12 protein-coding genes are annotated in these 12,997 nt (G+C 68.6%); 11 read left to right on the top strand and 1 reads right to left on the bottom strand.

Going from position 1 to position 12,997, the window contains the following annotated elements; translation table 11 throughout:
- Positions 1-602: 602 nt before the first annotated feature.
- Complete coding sequence (locus ACWD4G_RS18635; protein ID WP_451294631.1) at positions 603-1,100, bottom strand: MarR family winged helix-turn-helix transcriptional regulator; 498 nt, start codon at positions 1,098-1,100, stop codon at positions 603-605.
- A 99-nt stretch (positions 1,101-1,199) separates the two neighbouring features.
- Between ACWD4G_RS18635 and ACWD4G_RS18630 the strand changes: the two genes are divergently transcribed.
- The 11 genes from ACWD4G_RS18630 to ACWD4G_RS18580 all read left to right on the top strand — a co-directional run bounded on the left by ACWD4G_RS18630 (position 1,200) and on the right by ACWD4G_RS18580 (position 12,972).
- Entirely contained in the window at positions 1,200-1,775 is a 576-nt protein-coding gene (locus tag ACWD4G_RS18630; protein ID WP_451294629.1) for an NADPH-dependent F420 reductase, read from the top strand.
- Between the two features lie 132 nt (positions 1,776-1,907).
- Complete coding sequence (locus ACWD4G_RS18625) at positions 1,908-2,405, top strand: VOC family protein (protein ID WP_451294627.1); 498 nt, start codon at positions 1,908-1,910, stop codon at positions 2,403-2,405.
- Positions 2,406-2,554: 149 nt separating this feature from the next.
- Positions 2,555-2,923: a nuclear transport factor 2 family protein gene (locus ACWD4G_RS18620; RefSeq protein WP_451294625.1), complete on the top strand. Its 369-nt coding sequence runs from the start codon at positions 2,555-2,557 to the stop codon at positions 2,921-2,923.
- Between the two features lie 283 nt (positions 2,924-3,206).
- Positions 3,207-4,154, top strand: a complete 948-nt coding sequence (locus ACWD4G_RS18615; protein WP_451294623.1) for a nuclear transport factor 2 family protein — start codon at positions 3,207-3,209, stop codon at positions 4,152-4,154.
- A gap of 186 nt (positions 4,155-4,340) precedes the next feature.
- Positions 4,341-6,701 (top strand): SpoIIE family protein phosphatase, encoded by a 2,361-nt coding sequence (locus ACWD4G_RS18610; protein ID WP_451294621.1) that lies wholly within the window; start codon positions 4,341-4,343, stop codon positions 6,699-6,701.
- Between the two features lie 615 nt (positions 6,702-7,316).
- A complete protein-coding gene (locus ACWD4G_RS18605) occupies positions 7,317-7,508 on the top strand; it encodes a ferredoxin (protein ID WP_451294619.1) in 192 nt (63 codons plus the stop codon).
- Positions 7,505-8,683, top strand: a complete 1,179-nt coding sequence (locus tag ACWD4G_RS18600) for a cytochrome P450 (protein WP_451294617.1) — start codon at positions 7,505-7,507, stop codon at positions 8,681-8,683. Before ACWD4G_RS18605 ends, ACWD4G_RS18600 begins: the two co-directional genes overlap by 4 nt.
- A gap of 11 nt (positions 8,684-8,694) precedes the next feature.
- Positions 8,695-10,083, top strand: a complete 1,389-nt coding sequence (locus ACWD4G_RS18595; RefSeq protein WP_451294615.1) for an MmgE/PrpD family protein — start codon at positions 8,695-8,697, stop codon at positions 10,081-10,083.
- 4 nt (positions 10,084-10,087) lie between these two features.
- Positions 10,088-10,906 (top strand): mesaconyl-C4 CoA hydratase, encoded by an 819-nt coding sequence (locus ACWD4G_RS18590; protein WP_451294613.1) that lies wholly within the window; start codon positions 10,088-10,090, stop codon positions 10,904-10,906.
- Between the two features lie 4 nt (positions 10,907-10,910).
- Positions 10,911-12,110, top strand: a complete 1,200-nt coding sequence (locus ACWD4G_RS18585; RefSeq protein WP_451294611.1) for an NAD(P)/FAD-dependent oxidoreductase — start codon at positions 10,911-10,913, stop codon at positions 12,108-12,110.
- A gap of 67 nt (positions 12,111-12,177) precedes the next feature.
- The gene (locus ACWD4G_RS18580; protein ID WP_451294609.1) at positions 12,178-12,972 is read left to right on the top strand and encodes an SDR family NAD(P)-dependent oxidoreductase; all 795 of its coding nucleotides are present in this window, start codon (positions 12,178-12,180) and stop codon (positions 12,970-12,972) included.
- Positions 12,973-12,997: the final 25 nt, after the last annotated feature.

Below are 12,997 nucleotides of genomic sequence, written 5' to 3'. Positions count from 1 at the left end.
GCGCTCCCGCGCGTGAGGACTGTTGTCCGCTCGGTAGAAGCGGTCGAGGCCATGGGGGACGGCGTCGGAGGAGATCCCCGGGCCCTCCAGGTCGGCCGTGCCCTCTTCGGTCTCCTCGTCGATTGAAAACCGGCTCCACTTCGTGCGGGACAACGCCTTCCGCCCGGACGCCTCCAGGATCCGCGCCGGACACTGGCCGGAGAACACGGCACCCCCGCGGTTTCCCGATCAGCCAGCTCCGCACCGCCGACCACACCAACATCGCCGCCGGGCTCCGCCAGACGCCTCTCCGCCCCTTCGAGCAGCCACTGCCCCTCCTCGGGCTCAGCCGACCAGCACCGACGTAGGATCTTCAGGCTTGGCAGGGCGCTGGCGGCATGCACAGTCACGACGATGACCAGGCCCAGGACGTCCACTCCCAGCCCCGCTTGTCGATCATGACCCGGCTCGGGCCCTCCGATCGCAGCGGCCCTGGTTCCCACCGAAGACGGATGATGCGCATTCCGTGCCGAGACCACCGGCTCGATCAGCGCACACCGAACATCGGACAAGTCGCTTGTGCAGGGCCTGCGGCCACCTCTCACACTTGGAAAAGCGCGAGGCTAGTCGAGTGAGTCGTACGACCCGTAAATGTCGGCCCGACTGGCGTCGGGGTCGAGCCTTTGCAGGATGGCTTGGGTGATGTCGGCGAGTTGGGTGACCTGGTCAGGTGTGAGCGCATCGATCACGTGGTCTCGCACGAAGGTCACGTGACCCGGGGCGGCCTCTTGCACCTTTCGCAAGCCGGCTTCGGTGAGGCGGGCGTCGGTGGCGCGGCGGTCTCCCGGGCAGGGAACGCGTTCCAGCAAGCCTCGGCCTTCCAGACGCTGCACAACATGGGAGAGCCGGGCGAGGGTGGCCGTGGTGCTGTGGGCGAGCTTGGCCATCCGCATCGTGCGCTCGGGCGCCTCTGAAAGCAGGGCGAGCACGTAGTAGTCGAAGTGCGTCAGCTGAGCGTCGCGCCGCATCTGGCCGTCCAGGGCCGTCGGCAGCAACTCCAGCACGGCAGCCAGCCGCACCCATGCCACCAGTTGCTCCCGGGTGAGCCATCGCGTGTCCATGCGCTCAGTATGCCACCAAAATAGTTGTTGCTACAACTGATTCGGCGTGGCATGGTTGTAGCAACAACCTGTTGTAGCTACAACCAACTGGGAGTCGTCATGGCGCACATCAGCATCATTGGCAGCGGAAACATGGGCCAGACCCTTGCCGGGCTGGCCGGCAAGGGCGGCAACACCGTGGAGCTGATCGGTAGCTCCGACGTGGACAGGGAAGTCGGCGGCGACATCGTGGTACTCGCCGTGCCGTACCCGGCAGTCGAGCAGGTCATCGCCCAGCGCGGTGCGCAGTTGGCCGGCAAGGTCGTCGTCGACATCACGAACCCTCTGGACTTCGCGACCTTCGACTCGCTGACCGTCCCGGCCGACAGTTCGGCTGCCGCCGAGATCGCCGCCGCGCTGCCCGACTCACGCGTCATCAAGGCGTTCAACACCAACTTCGCCGCCACGCTGGCCTCCGGCACGGTGGGCGGGCGGCCGACCACCGTGCTGCTCGCCGGCGACGACGCGGATGCCAAGGCGGTGCTCGTCGGTGTGATCAGTGCCGCCGGGCTGCGAGCCGTGGACGCGGGTGGCCTCAAGCGGGCCCGGGAGCTGGAGGCACTCGGCTTCCTGCAACTCACCCTCGCCGCCGGCGAGAAGACCTCCTGGACCGGCGGATTCTCCCTCTCGGAGTGACACCACCACTCGATATGCGGCGCCGGTGACGCCGCCGCATCCCTTGAACAGCCTCACGACCGGGTCAGCGACGGCGCCCCGGAGCCGCACCCGCCAGCAATACCGCTGGGCAGTCAAGACAAGGAAAAGCTCATGAGTATCAGTCCAGTGCGGCTCAACCACGCCGTCCTGTTCGTCGCCGACGTGACGCGATCCGAGAGGTTCTACACCTCCGTCTTCGGCATGGACGTCACCGAGCGCTTCCAGGACCAGGCCGTGTTTCTGCGGTTGCCCGACTCAGTTAATGATCACGATCTTGGCCTCATGAGCGTCGGCCCGTCCGCGCCGCCCAAGCGACGCGGCGGGATCGGGCTGTACCACCTGGCCTGGCAGGTCGACACCATCGAGAAGCTCCAGCACGCCCGCGAAGTGTTGGCCGAAGCCGGCGCGTACACCGGAGAGTCCAGTCACAACGGCATAGCCAAGAGTCTCTACGGCGCCGACCCCGACGGCAACGAATTCGAGATCCTGTGGATGCTCCCCCGCGACCAGTGGGACGCGTACGCGACCACCACGCCCGTCGAGCCCCTGGACCTGGCAGCCGAGGCCAGCCGCTGGAGCGGCATACAAACCGCCGGCGAAATCCGCTGATCAACGCCATTGGCCCACCCGACCGGCACGGCCACCAGGCACGACCGCACGGCTTCCCCGGCATGCCGAACGACGGAGGCTGACGGCCGCCCGGCCTTCGAGCAGTGCCTTGAGCCATCACGACAGGCAGACGAACACAAGGAGGAATCATGACGGACACGGAAAGCAACAAGCAGGCGGTGGCGAGGGTTTTCGCCGCACTCCGAACGGGAAACGTGAACGCCTTCGACGACCTGATGGTCGAAGACTACGTGCAGCACAACTCCCAGACCCCCGACGGACGTCAGGCGCTGAGGGCCCTCTTCAGTGAGCTCGGCCCGATAGAGGTCGAGGTTCACCGGGTCATCGCGGAGGGCGACTTCGTCGTCGCCCACTCGTACTACAAGCCGCTGAACTCGGCGGTCGTCGACATCTGGCGCTTCAACAGCGAAGGCAAGATCGTCGAACACTGGGACGTGCTCCAGGAGGTCCCCGAGACGACCGCCAGCGGCCACGACATGTTCTCGCAGCTGACGTAGCCCCGGCTCGGCGCCGGACAGCGCCGCTCGGTCGACGCACAGGCGAGTCCCAGCCCCGCACCGGGCTTTGGGCCCGTGATCCGCCGGCACCCCAGCAGGAGTCTGTGCACGGGCCCGCCGCCCGAACGTTCACCACCTCCTCGCCCCGGAACGATCCGGGCTGAAACATCACCCCCAAAGAACTTGAACCTTCAACCACCTAGTGCTTACATAGAGACCGAAGGTTCAAATTTGAACTTCCAGCGACTCTGTCTTTCTATCCAGGTTCGGAGACTTGAGCATCATGACCACCACCGCAGCCACCCGCAGGACCCTCGCCGCCACCCTCATGGCCGCAGCCCTCACCGCCGCCGTCGCCGTGCCCGCCGCGGCCGCCCCGTCGGCCGCCACCGTCCGGCACACCGGCCACCACGCCACCGCCGGCCACGGCGAGAGCGCCCGCCTCGCCTACCAGAAGTCCGTCGCCGTCGGCGTCCTCAAGGGCCTGTTCGAGCGGGGGGACACCAAGATCGTCGACCGATACGTGCTCCCGAACTACATCCAGCACAACCCGACGCTCCCCGACGGCACCGCGGCGTTCAAGAAGCTCGGCACCGCTCTCCACCAGCAGTTCCCGAACACCAAGATCAACGTGACGCATGTCATCTCCGAGGGCGACCTGGTGGTCATCCACTCCAACGTCATCGCGGTGCCCGGCACCCTCGGCAGCGCCCAGTTCGACATCTACCGCTTCCAGGGCGGGAAGATCGCCGAGCACTGGGACTCCATCCAGGACGTGCCCGCGACCACGGCCAACGGCCACGACATGTTCTCCACGCTCAGCCAGCCGACGACCCACCAGCTCGGCCCGCGGTCGCTCACCGCCTACAACAAGAAGCTGGTGACCGACTTCTTCGACCAGCTCATGGTGCGCGAGGACCTGTCCGCCATCGACAAGTACGACTCCCCCAACTACATCCAGCACAACCCGATCACCCCCGACGGCCCCGAAGGGCTGAAGGCCACGCTGGGCCCCTACTTCGACGCGTACCCGCAGTCGACGGCCATCCCCAAGCGGATCATCGCCCAGGGAGACCTCGTCGCCGTCCACAGCAACTTCGTCACCGGCCCCGACGACCGCGGCCAGTCGGTCATCGACCTCTTCCGCGTGCAGAACGGGAAGATCGTCGAGCACTGGGACGTCATGCAGGCCGTGCCCGCGACCTCGGCGAACGACAACACGATGTTCTGAGCCACACCGCACCACACCCCGGCCCGGCCCGGCCCGGACGGACACGCCATGTGTCCGCCCGGGCCGGGCCTCGTCGGTGGCTGCGGACATCGCCACACCCCTGCGACGTCCGCCTTGCCATTCCTCACCTGCAAGACGATCGTGGAGGGTGCCTGTTCATGAGGCAGAAGGGCCAGGAACGCCACCATGGAGCACTTCGGCGAGCTGCCCGACCGTCGCACTCGCCAACCGGACGGGACAAGCCTCGACGTCACCGTCGCCGTAACGGACAGCCGCGGGCTTGTGGCGTATTGGACCTGCGAAGCACAGGACCTTCTGGGATACGCCCCAGCAGAGATCATCGGCCGTCCCCTGGCCCATCTCCTCTCCGCCGACGGCTTCACGTTCCGCCACCGCGACGGGCGCCTGCTGGACACCCGGGCCCACCTGTCCCCCCTGCTGGACGCGCGGAAGGAGCAGGCCACCCTGGTGACAGCCCTTCCGGTGCCGGAAGCACTGACGCCGGAAGACAACACCCTCAAGCAGTGGATGTTCGAACAACAGCCCCGAGTCCTCACGATCTTCGATCCCGACGGGCGGACGCTCTCCGCGAATGCCGCCGCCGAGCAGGTGGCAGGCTTCCCCGATCACGAGGTCCGTGGCCAACGCGTCACCGAATTCTTCCTCGGGCCCCCCTTCGAGGAAATCGAGCGGCGGATCCTGCGGGTGGGCAAGACCGGCAAACCCGAATCCACCGAACTGTCCGTACGGCTTCCGGAGGAGACCAGAGCACATGCCTGGGGCCTCGACATCTTCCCGCTCAAGGACGTGGACGGCCGGGTGTGCGCGGTCGGCATGGCCGCAGAGGACTACTCCACGCAGTACAGCACCCGCAGGCGACTCGCCCTGCTGAGCGAAGCCCGGACCCGCATCGGCATGACCCTAGACGTGGCGAGCACCGCCCAGGAGCTCGCAGACGTCGTGGTACCGCGGTTCGCCGACTTCGTCGGCGTCGACCTGCTGGACGTCGTCCTCCGCGGTGTGCTGCCCGCGCCCGGCCTCGCGGTACTGCGCCGGGCGGCACAGAGCTGCTCCCGCCCCCTTCCGCGCAGCGCCGTACTCGACTCCGGCGACGTCCACTCACCACCGCCTTCGTCCCCCCTCGCCCGCTGCCTGGCCGGCGGCCCCGCGGAAGTGCGTGACCTCAAGGCTCCCGACATCGTCCGCTGGCTGGCCGAGGACCCCCTCCACGCGGCCCACGCCGACGCCTTCGGGGCGCACTCCCTGATCGCGCTGCCCATCCGGGCCCACGGCGTGGTCCTCGGAACGGTCCTTCTCCTCAGGTACGCGACCTCACCGGACCCTTTCCACTCCGACGACCTGACCATCACCGAGGACCTGGTCTCCCGAGCCGCGGTCTGTCTGGACAACGCACGCCGCTTCACCCACGAGCGTGGCATCGCACTGGCGCTCCAGCGCTCCCTGCTTCCGCGGGGACCGACGGTCCACCCGGCCGTGGAAACGGCCTCCCGCTACGTGCCCGCAGGCGGCAGCGCCGGCACGGGCGGCGACTGGTTCGACGTGATTCCCCTGCCTGGAGCACGGGTCGGCCTCGTCGTCGGCGATGTCGTGGGCCACGGAATCGACGCCTCGGCCACTATGGGCCGCCTCCGTATGGCAGTGCGCACCCTCGCCGACATCGACCTGCCGCCCGACGAACTCCTCACCCACCTCGACGACATCGTGACCCATTCAGCGCCCCCACCCGATGCCGACGACGCCATCCCTGGTGACATTGGCGCCACCTGTCTCTACGCCGTCTACAACCCCGTCTCGGGTTCCTGCGCCCTGGCCCGGGCCGGCCATCCAGCCCCGATCCTCGTCAACCCGGACGGCACCACCGAAGTCGTCGACCTGCCCGCCGGCCCTCCCCTCGGACTGGGCAGCCTGCCCTTCGAGACGGCCGAGCTGCAGATACCCGAAGGCAGCCTGCTCGCCCTGTTCACCGACGGCCTGTACGAGAGCCGCGACCATGACATCGACGAAGGCACCCGCGCCCTGCGCCAGGCACTCTCGAGGCCTGCTCCCTCGCTCGAAGCCCTCTGCGACACCGTCCTGAACACACTGCTCCCGCATCCGGAAGCCGACGACGTGGCTCTTCTCCTGATCCGCGCCCGGGGCCTCGGCCAGGACAGTCTGGCCTCCTGGGACCTGCCCAGCGATCCCGCTGTCGTGTCCGAGGCCCGTCGGCGCGTCTGTGACCGCCTCGCCGGATGGGGGCTGAACGACGAGACTGCATTCATCACCGAACTCGTCGTCAGCGAGCTGGTCACCAACGCCATCCGCTATGCCACCGGGCCGATCCGGCTGCGTCTGATCAAGGAGCAGACACTCACCTGCGAAGTGTCCGACGGCAGCACCATCAGCCCACATCTGCGCCGGGCACGGCTGAGCGACGAGGGCGGCCGCGGCCTGCTGCTCGTCGCCCAGCTCACCGAACGGTGGGGCACTCGCTACACCCGCACGGGCAAGACCATCTGGGCCGAGCAGCTCATCCACTCGGCCTGACCGAATGTGCAGCCGACGGGTCCGTCCCGCTGCAATTGTCCGGGGGCAGGCGAGCCGCGGCGTCTCCGATAGGCCTGGAGTCACGCCTCCGTTGACATTGCCATGACCCAGCTTGCCGGACCTGGCACCGACAGGTGGCGCACAACAGGTGCCCACCGCTCTCCGCGAGGATCTCGTCCACGCCGTGGAGAGCCCCGGCCTTCAAGACATGCGCCGTCCTGGGCATCGGCCTCACTTCTGTCGCGGGCGAGCGGCACCCGGCGTCTCTGGCGCATCCGCGGTTGCCGAACGTCGGCCCCGGCGGATCGGACCTGAAGTGCCGGTCGCGTCGGCTGCAGGCCTGCGGCCGGCACGCAGGGCTCTATGTGGGAACCAAGTGCTTGATCGATCCGTCCGCCACCGGCCCCATCGCCCACGCCCGCCGCCAGTGCTGCACTGCCGTCGCCACGGCGCTCTCGCCCCCATCCAGCCATCTACTTCTCATATCGAAGACGCACAAATTTTATATTTGTGAGATGGCACCGCCTGGCTCAGTGTTGAGGGACAGCAGGAGCCCCCGACCGCTTGGCCCGACGCGCATCCACCGGGAGGGCTCCGCAAGGAAGGAGTTTCGAGATGGTCGAGGTCAAAGTGGATTTCGCCCGGTGCGATGCCAACGGCACCTGTGCGGCACTGATGCCTGATGTGTTCCAGATCGGCGGGGACGGGCTGCTGGAGCAGTTGAAGACCAACGTCGAGGACGACCGAGCGGACGAGCTCGAGGAAGCGATCCTCTGCTGTCCTCTGGGGGCGATCTCCCGGTCATGACCACTACACTGCCGCGTTTCGAAACGTTTTCGCCCGATGCCCTCACGCACCCGGGCGGCGCCCTCCCCGAGGGCCCTCTCGCACTCGGCTCCGAGGGCTATACGGTCCTGAGCTACGAGCTCGCGACGGCCGTACTGCGTGACGGCCGGTTCAAGAACGCCGCCCTCACGCTGATGGAGGAATTCGGCATCACAGACGGCCAGGTGCACGAGTTCCGCGCGAACAGCATGATCATGGCCGAGGGCCCGCGCCATCTCAAGCTGCGTCTGCCGCTGGCACGGTTCATGGGTCCGGCGACCGTCGAGAACATCCGCGACGTCCTGCGCGAGATCATCCAGGACCTCGCCGCCGACCTCGACCCGTCGGCGCCGGTCGACTTCCACGGTGCCATCGACCAGCGCCTCCCCGCGCGGGTGTACTGCCACCTCGCCGGCGCGCCGGCCGAGGACGCGCCCAAGGTCGCGAGCCTCTCCGAGCGGACGCTGTCGCTGCTGAACCGCGACCGGAGCCAGACGTCGACCATCATCAGCGCGTACGCCGAACTGTTCGACTACCTGAAGGACCTCGTCGCGAGCAAGCGCGCGCAGGGGCTGGGCGAGGACCTGTTGTCGTTCCTCATCGCCCAGCACGACGCGGGCAAGCTCACCGAGGACGAGCTCTTCAACGAAGCCGCCGCCATGCTGGAGGCCAGCTCGGTCAACACCACCCACCAGACGGGTCTGGTGGTGTGGACGCTGCTGAGCAATCGCAAGGTCTGGCAGCAGCTCGTCAAGGATCCCTCGCTCATCCCGGACGCCGTCGTCGAGGTGCTTCGCCTCTACCCCCGGCCCGGGATCGTGAGCAAGATCGCGGGCGAGGACATCGAGCTGAACGGAACCGTCATCCCGGCCGGCTCGGACGTGCACGTGGCGGTCTGGTCGGCCAACCGCGACCCGGCACGCTTCGAGAACCCCTCGGAGTTCGTGTTCGGGCGTGAACAGAACCAGCCGCTGACCTTCAGCACGGGCGGTCACAACTGCCTCGGGCAGGGTCTCGCGAAGGTCGAGATGCAAGAGGTCGTCACGTACCTGGTCAATCACTATCCGAACGCCGTCATCCACGAGGACGGCACCGAGATCGGGCAGCTCGGCGGCCGGTGGCTCGTGAAGTCGCTCGCCGTGGACCTCAGGCCGTAAGGGCGGGCGTGATGACCGACACGAACAGTTCGCTGACGGAGCGCCTGGCCTCGCACTGGGCCGGCCTGTCGTTCGACGAGATCCCGGCCGAGGAGGTCGAGCGGGTCAAGGACAACATCCTGGACACGCTCGCGGTGGCCCTCGCCGGGGTGAACACCGACGAGGCGCAGCGGGTCAGGACCGCACTGACCAGCGTGCAGCAGACCACTTCGGGGAGCACCGTCTGGGGGACGCCGTTCCTGCTCCCGCCGTCGCACGCAGCGCTCGCGAACGGGACGTCGGCCCACGCGCGCGACTTCGACGACGGAGGCGGGCCGGGGCACGCGGGGTCCACTGTGCTGCCGACGGCCATCGCCGTCGCCGAGGCGACCGGGGCCGACGGACGGGCACTGATCGCGGCGACGATCGCCGGGTACGACATCGGCTACCGCGTCCTGCAGTCACTCGGCGGCTTCGCCGCGCACACCGACCGGGGCTGGCACTCCAGCGGCACCATGGGCAGCCTCGCCGCTGCCGCCGCCGGCGCGAAGGCCCTGGGTCTGGACGCCGAACGCTTCGCCGACGCCCTGGGCATCGCCGGTTCCTTCACCGGCGGCGTCTGGGCGTTCATCGAGGACGGTGCGTGGACCAAGCGGATCCATCCCGGAAAGGCCGGGGAGACCGGCGTCGACGCCGCGCTGCTCGCGCGCGCCGGGATCACCGGCCCACGGCAGATCTTCGAGGCCGAGTGGGGCGGCCTGTTCTCCCTCTACAACGGCGGACAGGGATTCCCGGAGAAGGCGCTGCACGAACTCGGCGTCGACTTCAACGTCGCGACCGCGTACCTCAAGCCCTACGCCTGCTGCCGGGGAAGCCACTCCACGATCGACGCGGTCCTCGCGCTCATCCACACACGGGATCTCAAGCCCGAGGACGTACGCCGTATATCGATCACAGCCGGAGAGACGGCGGTGAACATGCTGTCGGTCGACCCCATCGAGACGGTGTTCGACGCGCAGTTCAGCCTCCCGTACGCCGTGGCGGTCGCCCTGAACAACAGAAGCGTCGGCCTGGACCAGTTCGACCCGCCCCGCGTCGACGAGCCCGGCATCCGGGCGACGCTCCAGAAGATCTCGATGCACGTCGACAGCGACATCCAGCTGGAGGACGGGCCGCGACTGGACGTGGAGCTCGCGGACGGCGCGTCGGTGACGCTCTTCGCCGGCAACCCCACCTACGCCAAGGGATCGGCGCAGAACCCGCTGTCGCACGCGGAGGTCGTGGACAAGGCGCAGGCACTGCTCGCGCCCTACGGGCCGGGGGCCGCACGCGACCTGGTGCGGGCGGTCGAGAACCTGGACACCGCTCCGGATCTGTCGGAGCTGCTGCGCGCTCTTCGCGCAGAAAGACGAGAGGAGTGACGTGGTGACGAGCGAGATGACGCAGACCGTCGAGCGGACCGAGGTCATCGCGTCCGAGCCTACGGAGTCCCTGGCGGCGGCGCTGGACATCGAGATCCCGCACGCCGCGGGAGATCCCGTGCCCCCGCTGTGGCACTGGACGTATCTGCTGGAGCGCAGCCCGGGGCGGGATCTCGGCGAGGACGGGCACCCCGTGACGGGAATCCCCGCGCCTCCCGGCCCGGGACGCCGGCGGATGTTCGGCGGCGGACGGGTGACGACGCTGGGCGACCTGGTGATCGGGGAACCCGCGACGAAGGTGACCTCGATCAGGAGTTCCGTCGACAAGGTGGGCCGGACCGGTCCGCTGACGCTGACGACCGTGCTGCAGGAGATCTTCCAGGGCGGCGAACTGGTGATCCGGGAGGAGCAGGACATCGTCTACCGCGCGCCCGGCTCCGGCGCGCTGCCGACCCCGTCGGCGCCGCCGCCGGCGCCCGCCGGGCCGACGTTGGACCTCGCGGTCGACGAGCGGCTGCTCTTCCGGTTCTCGGCGTTGACCTACAACGGGCACCGCATCCACTACGACCTGGACTGGTGCAAGCAGGAGGGGTACGACGGTCTCGTCATCCACGGGCCCCTGCTGGCGCTCATGTCGGGCGAGCACCTCCGCCGCCAGGGCATCGGCCTGCGGGGCCGGACCTTCGCCTACCGCTTCGTCTCACCGCTGACCAAGCCGCAGACCATCAACATCGTCCCCGGCGCGGACGGGCTGGGGCGCGGCGCCGAGGCACGCGGCGCGGACGGCACCATCGCCGCCGTGTGCACTCTCACGGAGGCCTGAGACCGTGACCACATCCACCACCGACGTCGCCATCGTCGGCGGGTCGACCGCCGGTCTTCGGGCCGCGGAGGCCGTCGCCCGACACGCCCCGGAGCTGAGCGTCACCGTCATCAGTGACGAGCCTCATCTGCCGTACGAGCTCCCGCCGCTGTCCAAGGTCTCGCTGGACGACCGGCTCGACGTGGACGCGCTGGTCTATCCGTTCGCGGCGGACCTGCGCGACCGCGGTGTGGACTTCAGGCTCAACACACGTGCCCTGTCGCTCGACACGGAGTCGAACACCGTCGTCCTGCCCGACGGGACACTGACCTATCGCGCGCTCGTCATCGCGACCGGGTGCGAGGCGATCGTCCCGCCGTTGTTCGCCGGTCGTCCCCGTGTGCACGCGCTGCGCCGTTTCGAGGACGCGACCGCCCTGCGCGCGGCGGTCGCCGACCCTGAGGCCTCCGTCGCCGTCGTCGGAGCCGGCTTCATCGGCGGCGAGTTCGCCTCGACGCTCGTGAAGGCGAAGCGCACCGTCTCGCTCATCGACCTGGCGGCGAAGCCCCTGGACCGGTTCGGCGGACAGGTCGCCGACGCCTACGCGGCGCTGCACCGGGACGCGGGCGTCAACCTGTTCCTGGGCAACGGCGTCGTCGACATCACCGAGGAGGACGGGCGCCGCAAGCTGGTGCTCGGCGACGGGACACTGGTTCCCGCCGACGTGATCGTGGTCGGCGTCGGTGTCCGCCCATCGATCGACTGGCTCCGGGGCTCCGGGCTGACGTTCGACAACGGGATCCTGGCCGACGCCACCCTCCGGGCGGCTGACAACGTGTTCGTCGCCGGCGACGTCGTCCGCTGGCCCAACACACGGTTCGACACCGCGATGCGGATCGAGCACTGGACGAGCGCCGCCGAACAGGGGCGCGCCGCGGGAGTGAACGCCGCGAAACTCCTCTCGGGGGCCAAGGGCGACGACTTCTCGAACGTGCCCTACTTCTGGTCGGACCAGCACGGCGTCCGCATCCAGTTCGCCGGCCATCTGACCGGTGACGAGGAGATCGTGGAGAGCAGCACCGACGACGGCCTGCTCGTCCTCTATCGCAGGGGCGAGGTGGTGGCCGGCGTGCTGGCCTTCGAGCGGCGCGCCCAGTTCGTCAAGCTGCGGGCGCTGCTGCGCCGGGAACTGCGCTGGCAGGCCGCCGACGAGTTCATGCGCTGAAGAACCCCGCCGTGATTCCGAGGCGAGGGACGAGTCGTGGTTGTGCGATCAACGAGGAGTGTCAGTGATGGGTGACGTGGCGAACCGGCGGACTGCCGTCATTACGGGTGGGGCTCAGGGGCTGGGGGCGGAGATCGCGTTCCGCCTGGCCGGTGAGGGATTCGCGATCGCGCTTCTCGACCTGCAGAAGGAGGGCCTGGACCGCACCAAAGAGAAGATCGAGAGCCACTTCGCCGGGATCCCGGTCAAAGCGATCCCGGTGGATCTCTCCGGTGAGGAACTGGTCGCGGGCGCGTTCGCGGAGATCGACGCGGAGTTCGGGCGCGTCGACGTTCTCGTGAACACCGCGGGGGGCAGCGGGACCGTACAGGTCCGGGACATCGAGGACCTGTCGTCGCAGACATGGCAGACCGTGCTGGGCAACAACGTCACGAGCATGTTCCTGTGCTGCAAGTACGCCGTTCCGATCATGCGCCGCAACAGCCACGGACGGATCGTCAACTTCTCGTCCGCAGTGTCGGGCGGTCTCTCCGGCCCGTCCGGGACGGTCGGCGCACTGCTGCCCTACGCGACGTCCAAGGCGGCGATCAACGGCTTCACCAAGCAGCTCGCCAAGGACCTCACCCGCAGCGGCATCACCGTGAACGCGGTCTCCCCCGGACTCATCCTGCCCGAGGAGGGCCGGGTGAGGACGGTGTTCGAGTCTCTCCCCGATTCCGACCAGGCCGCCATCCGGGCGGCCATTCCGGCCGGGCGGACCGGTACGGCGCACGAGATCGCGGCGTCCGTCGCGTACCTGGTCTCCGAGGACGCGGGCTTCACCTCGGGCACCATCCTGAGCGTCGACGGCGCCGCCTCCTAGCCCAGGCCCCGCACCCGCCGTGTCC

Source organism: Streptomyces sp. NPDC002643 (assembly GCF_053592555.1).
Note: the sequence above shows the minus strand (reverse complement) of the source record. Positions and strands in the feature narration are given on the sequence as shown.

Coding starts and splice junctions, on each gene's coding strand:
- ACWD4G_RS18630 (WP_451294629.1), top strand. CDS start 1,200: ATGGCGCACATCAGCATCATTGGCAGCGGAAACATGGGCCAGACCCTT.
- ACWD4G_RS18605 (WP_451294619.1), top strand. CDS start 7,317: ATGGTCGAGGTCAAAGTGGATTTCGCCCGGTGCGATGCCAACGGCACC.
- ACWD4G_RS18615 (WP_451294623.1), top strand. CDS start 3,207: ATGACCACCACCGCAGCCACCCGCAGGACCCTCGCCGCCACCCTCATG.
- ACWD4G_RS18635 (WP_451294631.1), bottom strand. CDS start 1,100: ATGGACACGCGATGGCTCACCCGGGAGCAACTGGTGGCATGGGTGCGG.
- ACWD4G_RS18610 (WP_451294621.1), top strand. CDS start 4,341: ATGGAGCACTTCGGCGAGCTGCCCGACCGTCGCACTCGCCAACCGGAC.
- ACWD4G_RS18620 (WP_451294625.1), top strand. CDS start 2,555: ATGACGGACACGGAAAGCAACAAGCAGGCGGTGGCGAGGGTTTTCGCC.
- ACWD4G_RS18625 (WP_451294627.1), top strand. CDS start 1,908: ATGAGTATCAGTCCAGTGCGGCTCAACCACGCCGTCCTGTTCGTCGCC.
- ACWD4G_RS18580 (WP_451294609.1), top strand. CDS start 12,178: ATGGGTGACGTGGCGAACCGGCGGACTGCCGTCATTACGGGTGGGGCT.
- ACWD4G_RS18595 (WP_451294615.1), top strand. CDS start 8,695: ATGACCGACACGAACAGTTCGCTGACGGAGCGCCTGGCCTCGCACTGG.
- ACWD4G_RS18600 (WP_451294617.1), top strand. CDS start 7,505: ATGACCACTACACTGCCGCGTTTCGAAACGTTTTCGCCCGATGCCCTC.